Source organism: Parabacteroides sp. AF14-59, from assembly GCF_003479515.1.
Lineage (GTDB): Bacteria > Bacteroidota > Bacteroidia > Bacteroidales > Tannerellaceae > Parabacteroides > Parabacteroides faecis.
Window position 1 is genome coordinate 87,337 of sequence record NZ_QUHH01000013.1, and the last position, 25,383, is coordinate 112,719.

Below are 25,383 nucleotides of genomic sequence, written 5' to 3' on the forward strand. Positions count from 1 at the left end.
GGTTACAAATTGAACCAGTAATTCATCTTCAGCATAAAAGTATTGGTTGCCGGAAGTCCGAACATACGGTCCAGGTTACTACCCCAGCCATCTATCTTCCGGCTTTCCTGGTTGGACATGCGGTGTTCCCAGACAAAATACAAGGTAGAACCCGGCAAATATTCCCAACGCGCCACCAGGTTGGAGCGGAACTCGTTAAAGCTGAAATCCGGATTCTTAAAGGAGGCTTCACGACCTTCGCTCTTGATATGATAAGTTCCGTCAGCATAGTTGAGTTCATCTCCGGAAAAGATATGGAAACGCTTGTCATAAGTATGAGACTTCGTATCGGCAGCCTCTTTAAAATCGCTGAACTTCGCTGTAGAAGTAAACGGGGAACCGTAGAACTGGATAGAGATATCCGGTGTCACGTTCACCTGTAACCGCATCGTTACCCCGTATGTTTTCTGATCCATATGCCCCATCAGGTAGATCAGTGAAGGATCATCCTGAGCAGATGAGGCAGCCGACGATTTCAATGTGCCGACATACTGCATATTGTCCGTATTCCAGGCATAATCTACCTGTCCCGATAAATAAACATGGTTGCCTAAACGGAAGGTAAGGCTAGGCGACAGCGTATTAAAACGGTTATAGCCGTCCAGGTTATGATTTCCTTCATATTTCAACATAAACATCATCCGTTGGGCTTTGTCCGTATTCACTTTAACCGAAGTCTGGAAATAAGGATTCAGGCGCATGTCGGGACCACCACGAAGCATACGGCTGTCCAGGCGGTTCCAGACAAATGTTTCTTTCATATCCATCTCATAACGGTTCATCGTCATGCTTTGCCAACGAAGGGCCGCATCGTTACTGAAAGGTGTTCCGCCATAATTCCATTGGTTCTTCTGAGTCAACGTAAACGCATTATACCGGAAATGCTTCCAGATATCCGTTTGACGGTAAGCCACTTCCGTCTCGTTCGTCCGGTTGTCCGTCTCCTTCATATATCCCATATCGTTCAGGTCGAAGCCGGGAGACGACCAGCTGAATGTTTCGGAAAAAGCCCACTTGGCATTCCCTTTACGTCCGGCCTTCACATAACCGCCGGTCCCGTTCAAAGAGCGACGCTCCGGGTCCACGCCTAAATAACCGGCAGCAGACTCCCGCTGATAATAATGAACCGGGTTCGTTTGCAGAACGGTTATCGCCTCCTTGCTGCCGTTCAAAGAACTGAACATTCCTTTTACATCTATATAATAAAGGCGGTTATTGAAATACTGCGTAAAATCAACTCCGGCCGTAAACGCATTACGCACCATAAAATCTTCCAGGTAAGGCTGGTCGAGTGCACGGTTGACAGAGGTAAGCATTCCTCCCAGCAAACTGTTTCCTTTCCAGTTTTTCTGGACACGTGCCACCGTATAATTGGTCAGGGGTTCCACAACTTCGACATCCTCCATCCCGCTACGGGTTACTTTGGCGGAAGACCGGGCTGTTACACTCTGCACGACTCCCAGGGTTACACCGTGCCTGTTCGTTCCCGTCAGTTTCAAAGCACCAATGATCGGTACATTGTCTTTGCTGTCAGCGAAACTATTTATATTATCAATACCCAACGGAGTATAAGATGGCGCAGCACCGATACGGCGGGTGTAGAACATCATGTCGCTACCGTTGGCAAAATCCAGGATATGTTTTCCTTCCAGGAAGAAAGGACGTTTCTCGTCATAAAAAGTTTCATAAGCAGTCAGGTTCATCACCGAAGGGTCCAGTTCCACCTGTCCGTAATCAGGATTGACAGTCAGGTCCAACGTAAAATCGGAAAGAGCGAATTTGGCATCCAACCCGATATTACCTCCCCAGCTATGTCCTTTCTGATAAGGACTGCCGGGTATCTTCGGTTCATTCCGGTATTTGCCCATTACATAAGGAAGAAATTCTATTCCGCGCGGTTTCGGCAGATCGGTCATTCCGTGCATTTCCCCGAAAGAAAAGACATGACCGTTATTCTTCAAAGGGATCATACTCCAGTTCTGCACCTCATTGTTCCGGCGGATAATGCGACGGACATGAAGTCCCCATATCCCATCGTCCGAAAGCTGGTTATAACGTAACTGGCTGAACGGGATACGCAACTCTGCCGTCCAGCTGGAGTCGGCCATATCGATATGGGTCTTTCCTTCCCATACGGCATTCCAGCTCAGATTGACATTCAGCTTATCGGTAACGACCAGGTCGGTCTTGTTTCCTCCCAGATTGATGTTGAATTCCGGAGCCGCCCGGTAATCATGATATGTATCGAAGGCCACACTGATAAGGTCTCCCATACTATTATCGTCGCGGTTGCCGATAAAGCGGATCATCTTTTCCGGATGGCTATCTTTACAATAGACACCAACATAAATGTATTTATTATCATAAAACAGCTTTACCCGGGTGGGAGAAGCCGGTATCTTCCGTTCATAAGGGATGATCTGGACGAAACGGTCAGACCATTCTCCCTGCTTCATCCAGAAATCTTCATCCAAGCGCCCGTCCATAACCGGCTTTGCTCCTGTTACCTTTGTTATATTATAAACCCGCTTGTAGGCTTTGTCAAAGGGGACAATAGAATCCTGTTGTGCCTTACAAAAAGCACTGGTAAACAATAAAAAGGCAACAAAGGACAATCGGTATTTCATTTTCTATTACAGGTAAGCTGCCACTTTTTTACGATCCGTCTCCACTGTTTCAAATTCCGAAGAAACAATGCTGCTTCCCATCGGAACGTTCTCATTCCGGTATTCCATCCGGCTGTAAACGATGCTGCGGGCAGAAGTATGGAACTCTTTCGCTCCCGTTTCCGCTTCTATCTGTGCGATATTATTTTCCCGTACGCCGCAACCCGGCATGATGATGATACGTCCGTCGGCACGTTTTACCAGTTCGGCGATCAGAGGAATGCCCTTTACAGCATCCGACTGCTGGCCGGAAGTCAGGATACGGTCGCAACCTAACTCTATCAGTTGCTCCAGTGCAGCGAACGGATCACGGCACACATCAAAGGCCCGGTGACAAGTTACCGACAACGGTTTGGCAGCCTCTATCAATCTCCGCATCAGAGGGACATCGATGTCTCCTTCTTTTGTCAGGCATCCGAAAACAACTCCATGAACTTTCAGCTGTTTACACAGTTCAATATCCAGCAACATGGCATCTATCTCAGCCGGAGTATACAGAAAATCACCGCCACGCGGCCGGATGATGACATTTATATCGATAGAAGAGGTTAATGCCTGAGCTGTCTTGATCTCGCCATAGCTGGGAGTCGTACCTCCTTCAGGAATACCGGCACATAGTTCCACACGTTTAGCGCCTCCTGCTTCGGCTTCCACACAACTTTGAGCTGAATTGGCACAGATCTCAATGATACGGGTTGGTTTCATATATATCTTTAATTATGTTTGTTCTTTTTCAAACACAAAGATAAGGATTATATTTGAATCCCGATTTACAATTCATGCAGACAGAAGTCAGTTATGTAAGTATTATGATTACATTTGCGTTCAGTAAAGCAGCAAGACGATGAACTCAGAAAAACTAAAGGGCCATATATTGATTCTGATAGCAAATATAATGTTCGCTATCAATATGCCCATTTCCAAATATCTGTTACCGGCTCATGTGCAACCCGAGGCACTTACCATTATGCGAATGGGGTCCGCCTGCCTGCTCTTTTGGATTGCCTCGTTGTTTACTAAACGGGAAAAGGTTACAATGAAAGACCTCGGCATGCTCTTTATCTGTGCCCTTTGTGGCGTAGGTTTCAATCAGGGATTATTTATCGTCGGACTCAACCGGACATCACCGGTCGATGCGTCCATCATTGCGACGGCTGTCCCTATCTTCGTCATGCTGCTGGCTGCCGTTATCCTGAAAGAGCCGATCACAAAGATGAAAGCATTCGGTGTATTATTAGGATGTTGCGGAGGCGTTTCCTTAATATTAGCATCCACGCATAGCCCCGGACAGGCCAGTGGCCTTACCGGAAACCTGATGATCACAACCAGTGCGGTTATCTATTCGATCTATCTGGTCTTATCCAAACCTTTGAGTTTACGCTATTCGGCCGTGACAATGATGAAGTGGATGTTTCTTTTTTCCACGCTCGTATTGTTGCCATTCACTTTCCAGCATGTGCTTGAGACACCCGCCTTCCAACGGGAAGTATTCGACATGAAAGAGATTGGAGCCATCAGTTTCGTCCTGATAGGTGCTACATTTATTCCTTACCTGCTGATCCCGATGTCTTTGAAACGCATTCGCCCCACAACTGTCAGTATGTATAATTATGTACAGCCAATCATTGCTTCGCTGATTACCGTTATGGTGGGACAAGATACTTTCTCCTTCCAAAAAGCATTGTCGGCAGTCCTTGTTTTTGTTGGGGTTTATTTAGTGACTCAAAGTAAAAGCCGGGCCGACCTGGAAAAGGAGAATCGCTAAAAAAGCTTTCGCACAAACTTGTTAATCACTCTTATAACCGGAACCTTTATATATTTTATTTGTTTTAAGCAGTAAAATATACGTCAAAACTATGGATAGTGTAAGTACCTCTAAGAAAACGCCCAGCAAAAGTATGATATGGCTTATTGTCATATTGGTTATCGCCGTCATTATTGCCTTTCTATGGTGGTGGAACTATCGTAAATATATTTCGACCGACGATGCCAACCTCGACAGTTACCGGGTAAGCGTCGCTGCCCAAGTCATGGGGCCGATGGTCCGGCAATATGCATGGGAAGGCGATACGGTCAAAGCCGGTATGATCCTTACCGAACTCGACAGCAGCAGCATTATCGCAGAGTTACAGGAAGCCGTTGCCCGCCGTGAACAAATGATAGCTAACCTGAAACTGGAAAAAGAAAACCTCAACACCGCTGTCAAAAACCTTCAACTGGCTGAAATAGCTTACCATCAGGCAGAAGTAAACTATCAACGGGATAAAAAATTATACAGCACCAACGCCGTTTCGCAGGAAACATTCCAGGATGCGGAAGACAGTTGGAAAAGTACAGGCATCAAAGTGGATATGGCCAAAGACCAGATCAAGGTATCACGTGCACAGATCGCATCCGGTGAAGCAGCGATCGCCTCGGCTGATGCCGCTATTGAATCCACCCGTGTTTCACTAGGCTATTACCGCATTATAGCTCCGACAGATGGTGTAATAGCGAAACGATGGTCATTGCCGGGCGATATGATCCAGCCCGGACAAACGCTTTTCACCATTAATGAAGGGAAAGACCTATGGGTAGCCGTTTACCTGGAAGAAACTAAATTCAAAACGATTCGTTTAGGACAATCTGCCGATTTCACCTTGGATGCTTATCCCGGACTTACCTTTACCGGAAAAATATTCTATATCGGAACGAATACAGCATCCGAGTTTTCATTGATTCCTCCGAATAATGCTTCCGGGAATTATACGAAAGTAGCCCAACGCATCCCTCTAAAAATATCCATCGACAGCGTAAAAAAAGGCAAAGAAAAGACCGGAATGCCCAAACTGGTATCAGGTATGTCTGCAACCGTTAAGATCATCAAGGAACAATAATGGGGAAAGACGAAAATACAAATAGCGGAGCTTACAAATGGCTGGTATTAGGCAATATCATGATCGGGACTTTTATGGCCGTACTGGATTCGACCGTGGTAAATACCGGACTGCCAGCCATCATGGGGACACTCGGTGCCAGTATCAATACAGCCGAATGGGTGTTGACAGGGTATATGCTGGCCATTGCGAGTATCCTTCCGGCTGCGGCATGGCTATCCGACCGGTTCGGATATAAACGCATTTATTTCCTTTCTCTGCTGGTTTTTACCTTCGGTTCTTTCATGTGCGGGAACTCTACCTCTATCGAAGAACTGATCTTCTGGCGTGTAATCGAAGGGTTGGGCTGCGGGGCTATCATGCCGGTCGGCATGGCTATTGTCAGTAATGTATTCCCTCCGGAACAACGAGGCACTGCACTCGGCTTCTGGGCTATTGCATCTGCGGCATCCGTTTCGTTCGGCCCTTCTATCGGTGGTTATCTGGTTGATAACCTGAACTGGAATTATATATTTTATGTAAATGTGCCGGTCGGGATAATAGCTTTGTTCGTCACTGTCGTTTTACAAAAAGAATACAAAGCAGAGACAGTACAGCCTTTTGATATTCCCGGATTCATCACTTCCGGTATCTTTCTGCCTTTATTCATGTACGGATTGTCGGAAGTCAACTCTTCAACCAATACGCAGGGCTGGAACAGTCCCATCGTATTAAGTTCGATGTGGATATCGGCCATTATGTTCATTCTATTCATTTATATAGAGCTGACTGTAAAATATCCACTGATCAACCTGCGCATATTCAAAGACAGGAATTTCACCCTGGCAAATGTGATGATGTTCATCTTCGGGGTAGGTATGTTCGGAAGTACCTTCCTGATTCCGCTTTACTTGCAAAATAATCTGGGATATTCAGCCCTCCAGGCCGGTATGTTCTTCATTCCCGTAGGGATCATTCAGGGCTTCTGCTCCCCTACCGCAGGCGCCCTGGGACAAAAGATAAATCCTAAAATATTGATCGCAGGCGGACTGATCCTGATGGCTTTAAGTTTCTATCTCAACATCTTCCTGTCATTCCTGACCGAGAAATGGTATATCATGATGAGCCTGTATCTCCGTGGTATCGGTATGGGAATACTTTTCACGCCTCTGTTGACACTTTCGCTTGCCAATATCCGCATAGACATGATGGCACAGGCTTCTAGCCTTACCAACATCATCCGGCAGATGGGTGGTAGTTTCGGTGTGGCTATTTTCAGCCATGTACTTACGCAACGTACCAGTTACCACACCCAACGGTACAGCGAAGCACTGAATTATACGGGAGAAATATACCACCAGACCATCGACAAACTAAGTGCCTTCGCCTTGCAAACAACCGGGGCAACGGAGGGAACCGCCAAATCACTTGCCGAACAACTGATACTCGAACGCCTCGACCTGGAAGCCTATATAGGCGGCATCAATGACGATTTCTATATTGCATTTATCGTGACGTTACTTTGTCTTGTTCCTGTATTCTGGCTCAGGAAAGTAAAAAGGGGGAAAACAACTAAACAATAGTAATCATCCACTCTATTTTCCTATCAACTTTCCACGATTTTATCACTTTCTGCACAAAAATTGCTTGTATTTGAAAAATAATGTGTAATATTGCCCCTGCAATAAGCAACAAAAACAAGAAATAGAACCGAATGATTGCAGGTATAGCATATTATACATGGGCATTGATGACCCCTTGGGGGGTTAGAATTTAAACACTACGCATCAGTGGACAGTTGACAAGTGACAGTTGACAGATAAATGTCACTAATGGTCAATTATCCTTTTTTCACTTTATCAAGTTATCCATATTAATAATTCAAGTTGACTTTTACATGTTACAAAAGTCCTTTTCGGGCAATTGTCAACTGTCAATTGTCAACTGTCAACTATAAAAAGATGAAAGTATTGAAATTCGGCGGAACGTCCGTAGGTTCCGTGAATAGTATTCTGAGTGTTAAGAAGATAGTAGAGGCCATTGAAGAGCCTGTAATCGTTGTCGTATCTGCTTTGGGCGGCATTACCGACAAACTGCTGGCAACATCTGCCATGGCAGCCAAAGGCGATGTAGGATACGAGAGAGAATTCTCCGAAATCATAACACGCCACCTGGACGTGATCCAGGGAGTTATCCCGGACAAGATGCAACGTATCGAGGTACAGAAAAAAGTGATGAGTCTGCTGGACGAACTGGGAAATATCTTCAAAGGTGTGTACCTGATCAATGATCTGTCGGTCAAGACATCCGATACGATCGTCAGCTATGGGGAACGTATCTCTTCTTTGATCGTATCCAATGTGATTGAAGATGCCAAATTATTCGACTCCCGGAAATTCATCAAGACAATCAAACAGTTCAATAAGCATACTGTAGATTTCGAGAAAACCAACCAACTGATCAAAGAGACATTCAATCCGCTGCCGAAAGTATCGCTCGTTCCCGGTTTTATCTCTTCGAGCACAGAAAACGGAGAAGTAACGAACCTGGGACGCGGAGGTTCCGACTATACCGCATCTATCCTGGCTACAGCCCTCGATGCTTCCGTTCTGGAAATCTGGACGGATGTGGACGGCTTTATGACAGCCGACCCACGTGTGATCAGTTCTGCATACGTTATCGACCGGTTGACATTTACCGAAGCTATGGAGTTGTGTAACTTCGGAGCCAAAGTGATCTATCCGCCGACGATCTACCCGGTTTATCATAAAAATATTCCTATCCGCATCCTGAATACATTTAATCCGGAAGCACCGGGTACTTATATCTCCAAGGAAAAAGTAAAGGAAGAAGGAAAAGCCATCATCAAAGGTATTTCTTCTATCAATGATACTTGCCTGATCACCGTACAAGGTTTAGGTATGGTCGGTGTGATCGGCGTCAACTACCGTATCTTTAAAACACTGGCTAAAAACGGTATCAGTGTATTTATGGTATCACAGGCAAGTTCTGAAAACAATACAACCTTCGCTGTCCGTAATGCCGATGCAGACCTGGCAGTAGAAGTCCTGAACGAAGAGTTTGCCCTTGAACGTGCCCAGGGAGACATGAACGATACGGTTGCCGAGAAAGATCTGGCGACAGTCGCCATCGTCGGAGAAAATATGAAACGCACACCGGGTATTGCAGGCAGACTGTTCGGTACACTGGGTAGTGCAGGTATCAGCGTGATCGCTTGTGCACAAGGCGCTTCCGAAACAAATATTTCTTTCGTCATCAAGCTCAAATACCTGCGCAAGGCATTGAACTCTATCCACGATTCCTTTTTTCTGTCACAATATAAGGTATTGAACCTGTTTATTGCAGGAGTAGGAACAGTGGGAGGTAATCTACTGGAACAGATACGCATTCAGCAACCTAAACTGATGGAACAAAACGGTCTGAAGCTGAATGTGGTAGGGATCGCCAACAGTAAACGCGCTCTTTTCCTACGTGAAGGTCTGAACCTGGAAAACTGTATCGACGAACTGAAGAAGAACGGAGAAGAAAGTTCTCCCGAACACCTGAAAGACGAGATACTGAAGATGAACATCTTTAATTCCGTATTTGTGGATTGTACGGCAACCCCGGCAGTATCCGACCTGTATGAAACATTACTCTATAATAACGTTTCGGTTGTGGCAGCCAATAAGATCGCAGCTTCTTCTTCCTACAGCAATTATATCAAGCTGAAAGAAACAGCCCGTCACCGCGGTATCAAATTCCTGTTTGAGACAAACGTAGGAGCCGGACTTCCTATCATCAATACGATGAACGACCTGAGAAACAGCGGTGACCATATCCTGAAGCTGGAAGCAGTTCTTTCGGGTACATTAAATTATATATTCAATACACTCAGTGCAGATATACCTTTCAGCAAAGCGATCCTGATGGCAAAAGAAGAAGGTTATTCAGAACCTGATCCCCGTATCGACCTGAGTGGCAAGGATGTATTGCGTAAACTGGTAATCCTGGCACGCGAAGCCGGTTATAAGGTTGAACAGGAAGATGTAAAACGCAATCTGTTTGTTCCGGACAAATACTTTGAAGGTTCGCTTGACGACTTCTGGTGCAAAGTAAAGGAACTGGATGCCGGATTTGAAAGCAAACGCCAGCAACTGGAAGCCGAAGGTAAACGTTTCCGTTTTGTTGCCAAGATGGAGAAAGGTGCCTGTGAAATCGGTTTGCAGGAAGTGGATAGCCACCATCCGTTCTACGAACTGGAAGGCAGCAACAACATCATTATGATCTCTACCGAAAGATACCACGAGTATCCTATGATAATAAAAGGTTATGGAGCCGGAGCCGATGTAACGGCGGCAGGTGTTTTCGCCGATATCATATCAATTGCCAACATACGTTAGCAATTGAAGGTGACAGTTGACAAGTGACAGTTGACAGATCGAGATGGTTATTGTCACTTGTTAGGTGTCTTCAGTTAAAATAATAATAAACAACCAAAACATTATTAATTATGGAAAAAAGTATTACGAGAGAGAAGGCTTATAAATTTGCCATACGTATTGTTAAGCTTTATAAAGTGTTGTGTGGACGGAAAGAGTTTGTTTTATCAAAACAACTTTTACGTAGTGGTACATCTATTGGAGCTTTATTGAAGGAAAGCGAACATGCTCAGTCACGTGCCGATTTTATTAATAAAGTAAATATAGCTTTAAAAGAAGCCAATGAAAGCGAATACTGGATTATGCTTCTTAAAGATACTCAATATCTTACTTATTCAGAATATACTTCAATCGTCAATGATTGCAGAGAATTAATAAGATTAACGATCAGCATTGTAAAAACAAGTAAACTAAATAGTTGACTTAGACAGTTCCCCAAACTATCAACTGTCACTTGTCAACTGTCAACTGATAAAGATGAAAAGTATTATTATTTTAGGAGACGGAATGGCAGATGAGCCAATCGAGGCATTAGGAGGCAAAACCCCTATGCAATATGCAGACACTCCCTATATGGACAAACTAGCAGCCTTGGGAGTCACCGGACAAATGAAAACCGTTGCCGACGGATTCCATCCGGGAAGCGAAGTTGCCAATATGGCCGTATTGGGATACGACCTGCCTAAAGTATATGAAGGACGCGGCGTATTGGAAGCAGCAAGCATTGGCGTCACCTTGCAACCTGGAGAGATGGCTATGCGCTGTAACCTTATTTGTGTTGAGGGAGAGATCCTGAAGAATCATTCTGCCGAACATATCTCTACCGAAGAAGCCGACGAGCTAATCCAATACCTCAACGAAAAACTTGGTTGCGACAAAGTTAAATTCTATACCGGTGTTTCATACCGCCATCTGCTGGTCATCAAGAACGGCGATAAACGGCTGGATTGTACCCCGCCCCATGATGTTCCTCTACACCCCTTCCGTCCGCTGATGATCAAACCGGAAGCACCGGAAGCAAAAGAGACAGCCGACCTATTGAATGACCTGATCCTGAAGTCGCAGGAACTATTGAAAGATCATCCGGTCAACCTAAAACGTATAGCGGCGGGAAAAGATCCCGCAAACAGCATTTGGCCCTGGTCTCCCGGTTATCGTCCTGCTATGCAGACCATGCAGGAAATGTACGGCTTCGGGAAAGGTTCTGTTATTTCGGCAGTCGATTTAATACGGGGTATCGGAGTCTACGCCGGTCTGGAAGTCATCAACGTGGAAGGCGCAACCGGTCTATACGATACAAACTATGAAGGGAAAGCATATGCTGCCCTTGAAGCATTGAAAACAAACGATTTTGTTTACCTCCACGTGGAAGCAAGCGATGAAGCCGGTCACGAAGGAGATGTAGAACTGAAAATAAAAACAATCGAATATCTGGATAAACGGGCGATCCGTATCATCTACGAAGAACTACAAAAATGGGATGAACCGGTAGCTATCGCCGTACTCCCCGATCACCCGACCCCTTGTTCCATCCGTACCCATACCAACACCCCCGTTCCTTTTCTGATCTATAAACCCGGACAGGAACCGGATGCAGTCACCCGCTTCGATGAGTTCAGTGTACTGAACGGAAAATATGGCGTACTAGAAAAAGATGAATTTATAAGAGAATTATTATGAAATATTACAGCACAAACAAACAAGCTCCCCTGGCTACTCTCGAAGAAGCCGTTGTAAAAGGCCTTGCAGGAGACAAAGGGTTATATATGCCCGAGCGTATTGTCCGTCTGGATGAAGCGACAATCAAGAATATGAAGAATCAGTCTTTCCACGAAATAGCCTGTACAGTAGCACAAGCTTTCTTCGGTGAAGATATTGAAACGGAGACATTAAACGAAATCGTAAAAGATACGTTGTCATTTGAAACACCGGTAGTAAACGTCAGTGAAAACATTTATAGCCTTGAGCTTTTTCACGGTCCGACACTTGCATTCAAAGATGTTGGCGGCCGTTTTATGGCACGTTTGCTGGGATATTTCATTAAGAAAGAAGGCTTGAAGCAGGTCAATGTACTGGTTGCCACTTCAGGAGATACCGGAAGTGCCGTAGCCAACGGATTTTTAGGCGTGCCGGGTATCCATGTGTATGTACTTTATCCGAAAGGAAAAGTAAGCCCGATTCAGGAATGCCAGTTCACAACACTCGGACAAAACATCACAGCCCTGGAAATAGACGGTACTTTCGATGATTGCCAGGCATTGGTAAAATCAGCTTTTATGGATGATGAATTGAACCGTCACATGAAACTGACCTCTGCCAATTCGATCAATGTAGCTCGTTTCCTGCCGCAATCGTTTTACTATTTCAATGCATATGCACAATTAGATAAAATAGGTAAAGCGGATAATCTGGTGATATCTGTCCCCAGCGGTAACTTTGGAAATATCACTGCCGGTCTTTTCGCCAACTGGATGGGATTGCCTGTTAAGCGCTTTATCGCCGCCAATAATCGCAACGATGTATTCCTCGAATATCTGAAAACAGGTGTTTACACTCCACGTCCTTCTGTTGCAACCATAGCAAACGCCATGGATGTCGGCGATCCGAGTAACTTTGCCCGTATCATGGATTTGTTCGATATCTATAACGATAAACATAAAGAAATATGCCAGCGCATCAACGGATACCGCTTTACCGATGAAGAGATCGAACATACGATCAGATATGTATATAAAAATGACGGATATCTGCTCGACCCGCATGGAGCTTGTGGTTTCCAGGCTTTGATACAGAACGGACTTGATGCAGACGAGACCGGTATTTTCCTTGAGACAGCCCATCCGGCTAAGTTTAAAGGAACCGTCGACCGTATTCTGGAAACAGATATAGAAATCCCGGCTAAGTTGAAGGCTTTCATGCAGGGCACAAAACAAAGTATTGAGCTCAGTAAAGATTTTGAAACATTCAAATCTTACCTGATGGCCCAATAACAGAATATAAAAGTAAAATGTCCCTTTGGGTTATTACCGGGAGGGACATTTCACCCATCCTAAAAAATTTCCCTCCACAAAGACTAATTCATAAATAATTACATCCAATAGAATGCAGGATGCAGCTTTTTTATCTTTCTGAGCATCTTAAAGAAAAGTAAGAAATAATGTCTTATACCGATAGGGGTTTTTGACAGATTTCTGTCTTACATATAAAATTTAAATAAGACTGAAATGAAATACGTATTATTCATTGCCATGGATGTTGCAGTATATCCTTTTTTACTGTTATTCTATATCGCAAAATGTATCTTTGAAAAAATACAACCGATACATTGATCTTCACTATAAGTAGAAGTAAATACAATTCAGACCAAACAAACATTTCCCTAAATGTCCATTTGGCCTGAATTGCATTATTTTATTTGAAAACCTTTTTTATAGCTTCTAAAAAGCCATATTTATATTCTGTATCCGGTTCCAGGTAACTTCCTTCTCCCCATTCATTCCAGGCATTGATCGTTACTAAAGGAGTCTGATCCGGATGTTTATCCACAAACTCTTTGGCTTTGTAAAGGAATTTCTCGAATTTTTGAGGCGTAACTCCTGATACAGCAGGCTGTGGACCACCGGGGAAACGAGGATTATTATCCCAGTCGATAGAGACATGCGGAAAATAAGGGATAGAAAAATTTTCACTGAATTCTTTATATTTGGAAACAGCTTTTTCTCCCCAGGAGGCATAATCCTGATTAGCCGGGACAAAATGGCACCATTGATAATTGGTCAAACTATTAAAACCTAAATATTTGACTGTATTCTCCTGAGTCTCCGACTTATCTCCCGGAACAGCCGATAATGTTGCCGGAAGGGCACCCCACAAAATAGCCTGCAAATGAACACCTGGCAAGCCTGCTTTCTTACATTTCTCTCTAAAATGGTCTAATGCTTTCTTTGCCTCTTCCATGCCACCCAAACCATTAATGAATGTACCCAGTTCATAAATAGCAAACACCGGCTTTCCATCTATTCTATAATAATTAGGCTTCATAAAATAGTCCTTGATAATATGATCCGTAAAACGATCGAAAATATCAAAATCCACTTCTCCTTTCCAAAACACTTTACTTTTATCCGGTTCCTTAGGATCCAGATAAGTAGTATGTGTATGATTAGCCCACATTAAATAGAAATTCATTTTTTCATTATTCCCGGCTTTCAGGAAACCATCATTCAAGACCCTCTCCAAAAAAGGTTTGTCATCATACCAATACCAGTCAAATATAAATGTGTTAACTCCATATTCAAGTGCTGTATCGATAACTTTCTCCTGAACTTTCGGATCCGCCTCATCCAAATATCCCCACAAAGGAACCCTGGGTTGCCGATGCCCTTCAAATTTCGGTTTTGCCTTATAGATAGCTTCCCATTCTCCCTTTCCATCCGGGAAAACACCCATCTCTTTAAAGCGCGGATCATCCTGATAAGCCGGCCAGATATAAGCTGCAATATCATACTTTTGCTTATTCTGCTGAGAAAACACGTAAGAACTCAACAAGAATAACGCACTCAATAGATAATATCTCATAAATTATAACCTCAATTAAAATAACTATTCTCTATTTTTCATCCACAAACACGCTCTTTACTGCGTCCAAATAACCATACCCAAATACATTACAAGGCATCAGGTAACTAGTCTCCGTCCATTCATTCCAACTATTTATCGTTATCAGCGGTTTCTGCTTCGGATGCCGGTCGGCAAAAGCTTTAGCACGACGAAGTGCTTTTTCAAAATTTTCGGGTGTATTATTCTTCACAACTGCACTTACACCTGTACGGGGACTATTATCCCATCCCACACTTATATGAGGATAATAAGTAAAGTCATAAGAAGAATCAATGCGTTCCCATTCTTTTTCAACCGCATCCATAATTACATTATAATCTTCATTTACATTCGTAAAATGAGCAAACTGATAATGAGTTGCGCTAGTGAATCCTAATTTCTTTACGAATGAATTCTCCGGATTCGTTGTTTTTCCAGCATCGAACCCACTATAGTTCATATTAATGGACCACATCGTTATCTGCAACTCAAGTCCGGGAAACCCAGCCTTTTTCGTTTCTTTCTTAAACCATTCCAAAGCATCTGCTGTTTCTTCGACTCCTCCCAAACCTGCTATTAACTGTGGTATATCATAAATCATAAAAACAGGTTTTCCGTCTATCTTATAATATTGAGGATGTTTGAAATATTTCTCGATATTACGTTTACAGATCTTTTCAAACTCCTGACGGTCCACTTTGCCGGTCCAGATCACATTATCTTCTTTGACTCTGGCCAGGCGGGTATCCCAGACATTCACCACATCATGGTTCGCCCACATCAGGTAGAACTGCATTTTATCCACATTATCAGCTTTGAGGAAACCATTATCCAAAGTTGTCTCCATAAACGGACGGCCGTCAAACCAATACCAGTCAAAAATAAAAACATTTACACCATGCTTTGTTGCCTGTTCTATCTCCATCGACATAACCGAAGGATCTGCTTCATTAATATATCCCCACAGAGGTTTGCGGTCCCAATAATGTCCGGGATTTCTCTTTTGCATTGTCATAACAGTCTCCCACTCACCTATTCCCATCGGCCAGAACGGACGTAAACGCGGATCGTCAGAAGCATACGCCGGATAGAGAAATGCTGCTATATCATACTTCTGCTTCTTTCCTTGTCCAAACAAAAGGATCGAGCAACACAAAAACACAAATAATAAACACAATCGATTTTTCATATTTTCTATTCTTTATTAAAAACACTTTTTACAGCTTCCAGATAGGACATTCCGTTTTTCGTATCAGGTTCCAGATAACTACCTTCCGTCCATTCATTCCAACAATTGATATTTAAAATACGCGGGCCATCAGGGTCTGCCAATAATCTATCCCGGGTCATTTGTAAAGCTTTTTTGAAATTTGCCGGAGTATTATTCGACATCGTGTTCGTATAAGGATAGCCGTAATTACTACCACTCCACTCCTTCTCCTGATTCGTTCTCGGACTTGGATCCCATCCCATAGTTACATTCGGATAATAAGGGACTCCATAATCCTTCACGGCATTATCCCAATGTTCCAGGTATTTATTCCTGACATAATTAAAATCGGTTTCAACCTGCGGCAATCCGACATGATGAATCCAGACATAAGAAGTCGCAGAATCGAACTTCAACTTTTCTAATAATTCTCTATTGTTCAGCGGAGCATCCTGACCGGGCAAAATTGCTGTACTCCAAGCTACCAAATTCCAATGTATCCCCTTCAATCCGGCATCAATAGCTTTCCGATCTAATTTTTTCATTTCTTTTATCGTAGCTTCCAAAGAACCGAAACTATTAATAAAATTTTGAATATCATAAATAGAGAAATAAGCCTTCCCATCTATCAACCAATAATTTGACTTAGTAAAATATTGCTCGATCAAATTATTACCAATACGATCGAACATTTCAGAGGTAACCTTTCCGTCATATAAATAATCATGTTTATCACCAGCAGTATAAGGATATAATTCCATCCAGTCGTGGTTTGCCCACATAAGAGCAAATTTAATGGAATCAGTATTCGATGCGTGAAGAAAACCTTCATCCAGACAACGGTTTAAAAAAGGTTTCCCCTCATAGGTATACCAATCGAAAATAAACACATCGATACCATGCGTCGATGCAGCCTGTATTTTCTGCTCCATCACTTTGGGGTCTTTTTCGTCAGTATATCCCCATGCTGGTACTTTAGGCTGATAATGACCATCAAAGCGAGGTTTAGCATGCTTTACCAACTCCCATTCCGACCAGTTTTCAAAATGCTGACGGCTAATACGCAAATCGGTAGTATCACGTGTATGATAATTAGGGAAATAATAGCACGCTACTGTAATTTCATCACTTACATCTTTCGCCTGACTCATACCCGTTGCAGTAAAAGCCAGCATAATCAAACAAATAATTACTTTTAGATTCATATCTTATTTTTCTTTCACAAAAACGATCAGTCCAGATCCATTAACTGAAACTGACCGTTTTTATTAATATTTATTTATATCCTGGATTTTCCACCATATTAGGATTGCTAGACGTTCTGCTCAAAGTTATAGGCAAATAATAATTTTCCTCTTTGAACAACGGTGTAGAAACACTTCCGTCGATATTATCCAGAATTTCCAGTTTATATTTTTTCTCATCATCTGTATAACTAGAATAGTCTAATATATATCGAAGACCAGAAAAACTTCTTGATAATTCAGTGGTTGCAGTTCTCCAACGTCTGACATCCCAATACCGGTGTCCTTCAAATGCCAGTTCGACTTTTCTTTCATGACGTATCTTATCCTGGCTGATCTCTTTCAGCGAGGCAATTCCGGCACGTTCCCGTATCTGATTGATAGCATCCAAAGCTTCACCATTCTTACCTAATTCATAAGCAGCTTCCGCTAAATTCAGTAAGGTTTCCGCATAACGGAATAATAAGAAATCCTGGGAAGAAGTAGCCCATGCAGACTCTGTTCCTGCCATGTTATCATGAGATTCATCCAAATATTTCATTACACCAAAACAAGTACCTTCCAGATCCTGATCGCCTGTACATAACACTCCCTTGTAAGAATCCTTCGTCATAATCGTCCCATCCGGTAAAAGCAAGCCATTATGGTAATCCACAAAGCTACCTTTCCACGGAGTTTCCTGTGTATATATCGTTGCAAAGAAACGAGGATCCTTTTTCCCCCACAACTTATCCATAGTCCACAGGCCATTCTCCACTTCTGAACGGTTCAGTTTTCCGGGAGTACCATCCACATACTCAAAATCTTCCACCAACTCCAGATAAGGACCGTCCAGGTTACCTCTGTTCCAACCCTGGGGACGAGGACACTGAAAGAAATCAACAGCCCATCCATTTCCACCTGTTATCAAACCGTTTGAACTATCGTGTCTTTTTGCAAAGATAACCTCACTATTATTTTTAACTAAAAATATATTTTTAAAGTTTGTTACTTTATCCGCATCCAGATCATATAAAGCAAATTTTCCGCTATTTATGATCTCCTTGGAAGCATCATAAGATATCTGATAAAAATCCTTTGCCTTTTCTGCAGGGATTCCCACTACTCCATCCAATTGCACCTTACCGAACTGTGCAATACTTGCAGCGTATAAAGCTGCCCGCGACTTCAAAGCCAAAGCAGCATATTTCGTTGCACGTCCCAGGTTTCCGCTTCCGGCCTCTTCCGGCAACTCATTAGCTATTTCACTTGTTTCAGATATAATAAAATTATAGACGGCTTCTTCCGTATCCCGTTTAGGATATAATTCTTCCTCCGGATCAGTCAACTGCTGCGCTTTCAAAATCAAGGGAACACCACCATAACGTTTTGCCATGGCAAAATAAGAAAAAGCTCTCAAAAAACGAGCTTCTGCAACTCGAGTACCTTTAAGATCCTGATTTAACGGAGATTCCGGGACTTTTTCTATAAATTCATTGATTTTACGGATAGGATCATATCCCCACCAGTCCAACAAACCACCATCAATTTTTAGTCCGCCAAACTTATAATTATATCCGGTCATAGCTTCTCCCCAATCTCTCCATTGAGACAAACATTCATCAGAAACATGGTTCACAACGAATGCAGGGAAATAGCCATCACCTTGCCAACCTGCACCACCACTTTCATTTCCAAAATAAGACATGTGATAGTAACATTGAACTAAATAAGCTTCAATCAAAGCTTCATCATTCCATACAGCTTCATCAGAGATGATATCTAATGGAGTTTTGTCCAGAACATCTGAACAGGAAACAAAAGATGAAGCGATTATCATTAATGACAAAAATATTTTTTTCATACGATTAGACTTTTTATTAGAATGACAAATTAACACCTACAGAAAGAGTTTTTTGTTGAGGATAATAATATCCGCCTTGTCCGGAAGGGGCCTCCGGGTCAATATGATATTTTCTTAACTTATCGAATGTCAACAAATTGGTACCTGCAAAATAGACTCTGCATTGCTTTATAAATAATTTCGTACAAAGCTCTTTGGGCAAATTATATCCGATAGCCAACGATTTCAGACGTAAATAACCTGCTTTTTTATAAAAATAATCAGATGTATAACCATTGGTAGCAGCACCACCTAAACGAGGATAAAGAGCATCAGATACATTATTTTGTTCACACCAACGAAGATCATACAGCTCCTGTGGGAATGTTAATGTATTATGCCATAATGTGATATTGCTGTTATATCCGAAAGCACCCTGGAAAAGAGCCGCAAAATCAAAATCTTTATATTTCAGATCGACATTCAGTCCATACATCCAATGAGGCATCGTTCCTTTACCTATCTCAACCTGGTCTTTCCAGTCCAACACTTTATCGCCGTTTACATCTACATAGCGAATATCTCCCGGCCGTAAAGATGCATTTTGCTTATTATCCTGATCAAAACCCAAATTATCAATTTCTTCCTGAGAAGTAAACAATCCGTCCGATACGTATCCAAATTGTCTGTCTATCCATTGTCCGGACTTCTGATTTATCCTTTTCTGGTCAGGATCTGTATACATCTGCTCTTCATAATGATCCCATTTTGCTCTGGACCACGAAATATTACCGCTGATGTTATAGCTGAAATCTTTAAAGTTTTTTGAACTACCGACAATAAATTCAAAACCTCTATCTGTCATACTATTAAGATTCTCATCAGGAAAACTAGCACCAAATGTAGGAGACAAACTCATAGAGCGTTTAGCCGGGATACCAGATCTCTTCCGGTAGAAAACATCCCCTTCTCCATAAATCAACTGATTCAGGAATGAATAATTCAGACCGACATTCCATATTTCAAATTTTTCCCAGGACAAAATAGGATTAGCCAAGCCTGTTGTCACAATACCGGACATACTTTTATCTCCCAACAGATAATATCCATTCAGCTTATAACCGGATAGATACTGGAAGTTACCCACAGCATCATTACCTGAACGTCCGTAACTTGCCCTAACCTTTAAGTCATCCAATACAGATTTAGCATTTTCCATAAAGGATTCCTCTGTGATTCTCCATCCTAATGAAGCACTCGGGAAAAAGCCCCATCTGTGTCCGGGAGCAAACTTAGCCGAGGCATCCGCTCTTAATGTTGTTTCCAACAAATATTTATTCTTATAGGAATAATTAAATCTTCCGACAAAACTCTTACGTCCCATCTCCGATGAGGCTCCGTCATTTTTCATTGTTTCAGTATTACCGACAAATAATTCCTCAATGGAAGGAGTCAGCATATCTTCTCTACTTGCTGACATCCAGTTTCCCGAATAATCAATCGCTTCATACAGAGCCAAAACAGACAAAGTATGATCTTCCGCCAACGTATTATCATAATTAACAGAGAACTGCCTAGTCAGCATCTTACTCCGATCATCCCGTTGTGATAATTGGGCCGAATTTCCCAATCCTCCTGCACTGATATATGTATCACTCGCCACATCATATCTATAAAAGGAAGATGGTCTGTTAAATCTCTTCTGGAATTTAATATCGTCATAATAATTAACAAAGAATTTAGCAGAGAGTCCCTTTACCCATTTAATATTATATTTTAAAGCGATTGTACCGGTTAAAGTAAGCTTTTCATCTTTGGTATATCCGGATAAATCAGTATTGGATGTAACATGTGCACCCCCTGTTCCCTTTCCATCAGCATAAGAGATTCTCGTCGGATCTGGCAAATGAGCCGGATAAATAGGCAACGTATTCCAAAAATCCTGCCAAACCGTATTTTCCCCTGCGGACTGGCCACGAACTGTCGTCATATTATCAGACTTTATGAAAGACAAGTCCAACTGCAACGATAGCTGATCTGTGATGTTGGCATCGATATTCGACTGTAAATTATAACGCTTATAATCTCCACCATTATTTTTCCAAATAGATTCCTGGCCTAAATAGCCCAAAAAACCATAATATTTAATCTTCTCACTACCTCCGCGTACCGATATATTATGCTGGTTCAACGGAGACCAGTTTCTGATCAATTCGTTATACCAATCTGTATTTACATACTGCGGATCCGTACCGTCATAGAACTTCTGTATCTGTTCTTCCGTATAGGGAGCAGTCGATTCCGGTTTACCTGACTGAAGCCACTCTTCCCGTTTCAAAGTAGCATAATCACCCGAAGATACAGGTTTAGGCATAGTAGTAATGCCTTGAAAAGTAATGGATGAATTAATAGCAATGGTCGGCTTTTGGACAACACCTCTCTTTGTGGTTACCAAAATAACACCATTACCGGCACGAGCTCCATAAATTGAAGCGGAACCATCTTTCAATATACTGATAGACTCGATCTGATTCGGATCGACCCGATTAAAATCAGTTTCTATTCCGTCCACGATCCAAATAGCATTATCCGCAAATCCACGCACTTTTATAGTTGCCTGGTCCGCCCCAGGTTGTCCGCTTGCCTGCTGAGAGACTAATCCGGGTAATCTACCACCTAAACTATTTATAGTACTGGAAACCGGAGCAACGGTCATTTCTTCGCTTTTAACCGTTGCGATAGATCCTGTCAAGTTTCCTTTTTTCTGTGTACCATATCCGACAACTACCACTTCATCCAATGTTTTGGTATCTTCTTTTAATGTAACAGCCAACGACTGTTCATTACCAATCTTTATTTCAGATGAAAGATAGCCGATATAAGAGATCTCCAGTAAGTCTCCCTTTTCTACATTTAAAGAAAAATGTCCGTCTATATCCGTTACAGCACCATTGGTCGTTCCTTTGACCATTACATTTGCTCCGATAATAGGGATACCCGCAGCATCGACCACCGTCCCTGTAATCTTCTTCCCTTTTTGGGATATAATAGGATTTGACGATTTTACAGACAACACAATTCGATTTTCCACAACTGAATAACCGACATTGGTCCCGGAAAAAACGGTATCCAGTATTTTAAATATATCAGCATCATCGACAGATACCGATACTTTACGATTCAAATCGACATGACGATTGTTATAAAAGAAAGAAAAATTACTTTTAGCTTCTATCTGTTCCAAGACTTCCTGCACTGTTTGATTTTTAGTATCCAAACTAATCCGGGCAGTTTGTGCATAGCTACCAGAGGCATGTAGTAAGCTAATTGAACTTATCAAAAAGACAAAAAACAGTTTCATAACCAATGGAATCTTTTTTAAGGTTAACCCGAGTGACTTTGTCACCCATAGAAATTGGGTAATAGATAATTTTTGCATAACTTTGTGTACTTTTTTTAAGGAAAAAATGATTTGAAACGAACCTGTCGCCAAACAGGTTTCTCTCAGTTAGTTCATTTCATTCGGATGAATACGCCAATATTTATCCGAATGTTTTTGTTTCAAGGGGGTCCGTTTGCCATACGCTTCTGTTTTTAATAGATTTCTACTTTACTTTTCCTATCCAATTGATTTTCCGACGGAATATAACGCCACTTAATTCCGGAAGAAGCATTGAATATGTCTAATATCTGTTCCAATCGATGATTGGTAAACGATCCGGTATAAAAGTCTTTTACATATTTATTATTCGACACTACAAAATCCACATTAAACCTTTTTGTCAACATACGTAAAGCCTCTTCAAACGGGGTTTTCCTGAAAATAATCATTCCATTCTTCCAGGATATTTCAGCTTCTCCATTTGTCTGATATATGCTCGCCCGGTCTGCTTGTATATTATAAACCAGCTTTTCCCCCGGCTTCATATTCACCTGTCCGGACCTGGAAATAAAAGCGACTTTACCACTGATCAATGTGGTCGAAACAATAGAATCCCACTTAAAAGCCTCCATATTAAAAGAAGTTCCCAATACTTCGACCCTGGCATTGTGAGGAGTCGTTACAACAAACCGTTTTTCCGGATTTTTTACAACTTCAAAGAAAGCCTCACCTTCCAACCGGACCGAACGGAAATCCCCATCGAACGTTTCCGGATATACCAGCAACGACTCGGAATTTAGATTCACCTTTGTGCCGTCCGGTAATGTCAGGCTGGTTGTCATTCCCGGATTTGTCCGGACTTCCAACATACGGATATCCCGCTTTTCAGGAATAAGTACTTCCAACAGATAAACTGCCAACAACGGAATGAACAATATCGCAGCAACCCTCTGTCCCCACATAAACAACGTCTTCAGCTGACTTCTTCGGATACGCCCGTCGACTTTATCTAAAGCATTATCTGTATTTACCTGATCCATGATAGCAATAGTATCCGAAGCCAGGTATATCAGTTGTATCTGCTGAGCAATTTTATAATGTTCTTCAGATTGACGAATCCAGATTTCAACTTTCTCTTTCTCCTCTGCTGAAACATTTCCGTCACAATAGCGGGGAAGTAACTCCTCTACAATATTTATATTATTCTCGCTCATTTAATCTCCTTTTATTATTATGACAGGTGAGATCAGATGAGTTCCTAAACAGAAATTGACTTTTTTCAAAAAAAAATTATGATATTTGCTCTTAGATAAGAAAAACATATGAAAGGGAGTATATATAAAGAGCAATACCAGAATGATAATCTTCTTTTGTCAGCTTTACGTCAATCGGACAGGGAAGCATATACCTTCTTATTCCGGAAATATTACCCAATGCTGTGTGCTTATTGCCACAAGTTTATTTCTTTAGAAGATTCAGAAGAGATCGTTCAGGATGTTCTGTTCTGGTTATGGGAATCCCGCAAAGAGCTGGTTATAGAAAAGTCACTCAGCCAATACCTGTTCAAGATTATATATAATAGAGCCATCAATAAAATAGCCAGTCTACAGGCAAAAAACAAAGCTGATACCATTTTCTTTGAGCAAATGCAGGAAATGTTACAGGACACCGATTACTACCAGATTACCGAACTAAGAGAATTGCTCAAAAAAGCTATTAACAAACTACCGGACAGCTACCGGCAGGCATTCGTCATGCACAGGTTCCAGCACATGAGCTACAAGGAGATAGCTGAACAGGCAGGAGTTTCCAGTAAAACTATAGACTACCGGATCCAGCAGGCTCTAAAGATTTTACGCAAAGAATTAAAGGATTATCTACCTCTTCTATACTTTATTCATTTGGTCTGAAGCTATATCATACCGATATATTCTTATTTTTCCCGATTATTCGTACCTTTGTTCTAACAATACAAAAGGAGCATTCATGTATTTCAAAAATATAATCGGTCAGGAAGAAATAAAGAAACAACTTATCCATTCAGCACAAACAGGTGTTGTTCCACATGCCCAGTTATTTACAGAACAGGGAGGTGCAGGAGCTTTTCCTCTGGCTTTGGCATATGCCCGTTACCTGAATTGTACTCACCGGACAGAGACTGACGCCTGCGGGACATGTCCGTCCTGCCTGAAATACAATGAACTGGCACATCCGGATTTACATTTTGTCTTTCCTATCGTTGCCAAGAAAGAAAAGAAAAAAGAAGTGTGCGACGATTATCTGACCGAGTGGCGCGGGTTCCTGAAAGACCGTCCCTATTTCAATATAGACGGCTGGCTCGATTATATAGATGCCGGTAACTCACAAGCTATCATCTATTCAAAGGAAAGCGACGAGATTATCCGTAAACTGAACCTGAAAATATATGAAGCGACTTACCGTATCTTATTGGTCTGGTTACCCGAAAAACTACATCCGACCTGTGCTAACAAACTTCTGAAAGTTATCGAGGAACCTCCTTTAAATACAGTTATCCTGATGGTCTCGGAAATACCCGATCAGGTATTGGGAACAATTCTCTCACGGGCACAACGGATTAATGTCCGTTCCATCCATCCCGAAGCGATAACAACAGCTATGATGATGCAATTCGGTTTGGCAGCCGACGATGCCAAACATGTTGCCCATCTGGCCAACGGCAATTATCTGAAGGCAGTAGAAGCGATCAGCCTCAGCGAAGAGAACAGTTTCTATCTGGAACAGTTTAAAACGATGATGCGTAATTCCTGGGCACGAAATGTAAAAGGAATGAAAGCAATGGGAGATATTCTGGCCGGTATCGGACGGGAACGGCAAAAGAACTTCCTCCAATATTGCCAGCATTTGATACGCGAAAACTTTATGTATCGTTTTCAGTCTCCGGATTTGAATTATATGAATATGGACGAAGCTGGTTTTGCCGTCAAGTTTGCCCCTTTCGTCAACGAACGGAATGTATTCGATATAATGGAAGAACTGGCCAAAGCAGAACGCCATATAACACAGAATGTAAATGCTAAAATGGTTTTCTTTGACTTGTCGTTACGATTGACAGTTTTGATAAAGCGGTAAATAAAACTTACCA

The 25,383-nt window shown here is 42.1% G+C and carries 17 protein-coding genes; 9 read left to right on the forward strand and 8 right to left on the reverse strand.

Annotated elements, in window-relative coordinates:
• Positions 1-2: 2 nt before the first annotated feature.
• On the reverse strand, positions 3-2,666 hold the full coding sequence (locus DWW23_RS15025) for a DUF5916 domain-containing protein (RefSeq protein ID WP_122354092.1): 2,664 nt from the start codon (positions 2,664-2,666) through the stop codon (positions 3-5).
• Positions 2,667-2,672: 6 nt separating this feature from the next.
• Entirely contained in the window at positions 2,673-3,410 is a 738-nt protein-coding gene (locus DWW23_RS15030) for a copper homeostasis protein CutC (protein ID WP_122354093.1), read from the reverse strand.
• A gap of 139 nt (positions 3,411-3,549) precedes the next feature.
• On the opposite strand from DWW23_RS15030, the gene DWW23_RS15035 reads away from it, so the two are divergent.
• The 7 genes from DWW23_RS15035 to thrC all read left to right on the forward strand — a co-directional run bounded on the left by DWW23_RS15035 (position 3,550) and on the right by thrC (position 12,992).
• Positions 3,550-4,470 carry a DMT family transporter gene (locus tag DWW23_RS15035; RefSeq protein ID WP_122354094.1) on the forward strand — a complete coding sequence of 307 codons (921 nt, stop codon included), beginning with the start codon at positions 3,550-3,552 and terminating at the stop codon, positions 4,468-4,470.
• A gap of 91 nt (positions 4,471-4,561) precedes the next feature.
• Positions 4,562-5,581, forward strand: coding sequence for an HlyD family secretion protein (locus tag DWW23_RS15040; protein ID WP_122354095.1), 1,020 nt, complete (start codon positions 4,562-4,564; stop codon positions 5,579-5,581).
• Entirely contained in the window at positions 5,581-7,143 is a 1,563-nt protein-coding gene (locus tag DWW23_RS15045; protein WP_122354096.1) for a DHA2 family efflux MFS transporter permease subunit, read from the forward strand. Before DWW23_RS15040 ends, DWW23_RS15045 begins: the two co-directional genes overlap by 1 nt.
• A gap of 378 nt (positions 7,144-7,521) precedes the next feature.
• A complete protein-coding gene (gene thrA, locus DWW23_RS15050; protein ID WP_122354097.1) occupies positions 7,522-9,963 on the forward strand; it encodes a bifunctional aspartate kinase/homoserine dehydrogenase I in 2,442 nt (813 codons plus the stop codon).
• 110 nt (positions 9,964-10,073) lie between these two features.
• Positions 10,074-10,424 carry a four helix bundle protein gene (locus DWW23_RS15055; protein ID WP_122354098.1) on the forward strand — a complete coding sequence of 117 codons (351 nt, stop codon included), beginning with the start codon at positions 10,074-10,076 and terminating at the stop codon, positions 10,422-10,424.
• A 55-nt stretch (positions 10,425-10,479) separates the two neighbouring features.
• Positions 10,480-11,682, forward strand: coding sequence for a cofactor-independent phosphoglycerate mutase (locus DWW23_RS15060; RefSeq protein WP_122354099.1), 1,203 nt, complete (start codon positions 10,480-10,482; stop codon positions 11,680-11,682).
• Positions 11,679-12,992: a threonine synthase gene (gene thrC / locus DWW23_RS15065; protein ID WP_122354100.1), complete on the forward strand. Its 1,314-nt coding sequence runs from the start codon at positions 11,679-11,681 to the stop codon at positions 12,990-12,992. The genes DWW23_RS15060 and thrC overlap by 4 nt, the downstream gene beginning before the upstream one ends.
• 421 nt (positions 12,993-13,413) lie before the next feature.
• On the opposite strand, the gene DWW23_RS15070 is transcribed toward thrC, so the two are convergent.
• The 6 genes from DWW23_RS15070 to DWW23_RS15095 all read right to left on the reverse strand — a co-directional run bounded on the left by DWW23_RS15070 (position 13,414) and on the right by DWW23_RS15095 (position 23,473).
• On the reverse strand, positions 13,414-14,580 hold the full coding sequence (locus DWW23_RS15070) for a glycoside hydrolase family 99-like domain-containing protein (protein ID WP_122354101.1): 1,167 nt from the start codon (positions 14,578-14,580) through the stop codon (positions 13,414-13,416).
• A gap of 31 nt (positions 14,581-14,611) precedes the next feature.
• The gene (locus DWW23_RS15075; RefSeq protein ID WP_122354102.1) at positions 14,612-15,790 is read right to left on the reverse strand and encodes a glycoside hydrolase family 99-like domain-containing protein; all 1,179 of its coding nucleotides are present in this window, start codon (positions 15,788-15,790) and stop codon (positions 14,612-14,614) included.
• 5 nt (positions 15,791-15,795) lie between these two features.
• Positions 15,796-17,016 (reverse strand): glycoside hydrolase family 99-like domain-containing protein, encoded by a 1,221-nt coding sequence (locus DWW23_RS15080; RefSeq protein ID WP_122354103.1) that lies wholly within the window; start codon positions 17,014-17,016, stop codon positions 15,796-15,798.
• 70 nt (positions 17,017-17,086) lie between these two features.
• Positions 17,087-18,898: a RagB/SusD family nutrient uptake outer membrane protein gene (locus tag DWW23_RS15085; protein WP_122354104.1), complete on the reverse strand. Its 1,812-nt coding sequence runs from the start codon at positions 18,896-18,898 to the stop codon at positions 17,087-17,089.
• A gap of 16 nt (positions 18,899-18,914) precedes the next feature.
• Positions 18,915-22,154, reverse strand: coding sequence for a TonB-dependent receptor (locus DWW23_RS15090; RefSeq protein ID WP_233564345.1), 3,240 nt, complete (start codon positions 22,152-22,154; stop codon positions 18,915-18,917).
• A gap of 317 nt (positions 22,155-22,471) precedes the next feature.
• On the reverse strand, positions 22,472-23,473 hold the full coding sequence (locus tag DWW23_RS15095; RefSeq protein ID WP_122354106.1) for a FecR family protein: 1,002 nt from the start codon (positions 23,471-23,473) through the stop codon (positions 22,472-22,474).
• Between the two features lie 108 nt (positions 23,474-23,581).
• On the opposite strand from DWW23_RS15095, the gene DWW23_RS15100 reads away from it, so the two are divergent.
• Both DWW23_RS15100 and DWW23_RS15105 read left to right on the forward strand, forming a co-directional pair.
• Positions 23,582-24,169, forward strand: a complete 588-nt coding sequence (locus DWW23_RS15100; protein ID WP_122354107.1) for an RNA polymerase sigma-70 factor — start codon at positions 23,582-23,584, stop codon at positions 24,167-24,169.
• A gap of 76 nt (positions 24,170-24,245) precedes the next feature.
• Positions 24,246-25,370 carry a DNA polymerase III subunit delta gene (locus DWW23_RS15105; RefSeq protein ID WP_122354108.1) on the forward strand — a complete coding sequence of 375 codons (1,125 nt, stop codon included), beginning with the start codon at positions 24,246-24,248 and terminating at the stop codon, positions 25,368-25,370.
• The last annotated feature ends 13 nt before the right edge of the window (positions 25,371-25,383 follow it).

Bases quoted from the DNA above. Each gene is read 5' to 3' on its own strand.
- thrC (WP_122354100.1), top strand. From the start codon at position 11,679: ATGAAATATTACAGCACAAACAAACAAGCTCCCCTGGCTACTCTCGAA.
- thrA (WP_122354097.1), top strand. From the start codon at position 7,522: ATGAAAGTATTGAAATTCGGCGGAACGTCCGTAGGTTCCGTGAATAGT.
- DWW23_RS15095 (WP_122354106.1), bottom strand. From the start codon at position 23,473: ATGAGCGAGAATAATATAAATATTGTAGAGGAGTTACTTCCCCGCTAT.
- DWW23_RS15035 (WP_122354094.1), top strand. From the start codon at position 3,550: ATGAACTCAGAAAAACTAAAGGGCCATATATTGATTCTGATAGCAAAT.
- DWW23_RS15040 (WP_122354095.1), top strand. From the start codon at position 4,562: ATGGATAGTGTAAGTACCTCTAAGAAAACGCCCAGCAAAAGTATGATA.
- DWW23_RS15105 (WP_122354108.1), top strand. From the start codon at position 24,246: ATGTATTTCAAAAATATAATCGGTCAGGAAGAAATAAAGAAACAACTT.
- DWW23_RS15025 (WP_122354092.1), bottom strand. From the start codon at position 2,666: ATGAAATACCGATTGTCCTTTGTTGCCTTTTTATTGTTTACCAGTGCT.
- DWW23_RS15030 (WP_122354093.1), bottom strand. From the start codon at position 3,410: ATGAAACCAACCCGTATCATTGAGATCTGTGCCAATTCAGCTCAAAGT.
- DWW23_RS15060 (WP_122354099.1), top strand. From the start codon at position 10,480: ATGAAAAGTATTATTATTTTAGGAGACGGAATGGCAGATGAGCCAATC.
- DWW23_RS15080 (WP_122354103.1), bottom strand. From the start codon at position 17,016: ATGAATCTAAAAGTAATTATTTGTTTGATTATGCTGGCTTTTACTGCA.
- DWW23_RS15070 (WP_122354101.1), bottom strand. From the start codon at position 14,580: ATGAGATATTATCTATTGAGTGCGTTATTCTTGTTGAGTTCTTACGTG.
- DWW23_RS15085 (WP_122354104.1), bottom strand. From the start codon at position 18,898: ATGAAAAAAATATTTTTGTCATTAATGATAATCGCTTCATCTTTTGTT.
- DWW23_RS15075 (WP_122354102.1), bottom strand. From the start codon at position 15,790: ATGAAAAATCGATTGTGTTTATTATTTGTGTTTTTGTGTTGCTCGATC.
- DWW23_RS15045 (WP_122354096.1), top strand. From the start codon at position 5,581: ATGGGGAAAGACGAAAATACAAATAGCGGAGCTTACAAATGGCTGGTA.
- DWW23_RS15055 (WP_122354098.1), top strand. From the start codon at position 10,074: ATGGAAAAAAGTATTACGAGAGAGAAGGCTTATAAATTTGCCATACGT.
- DWW23_RS15100 (WP_122354107.1), top strand. From the start codon at position 23,582: ATGAAAGGGAGTATATATAAAGAGCAATACCAGAATGATAATCTTCTT.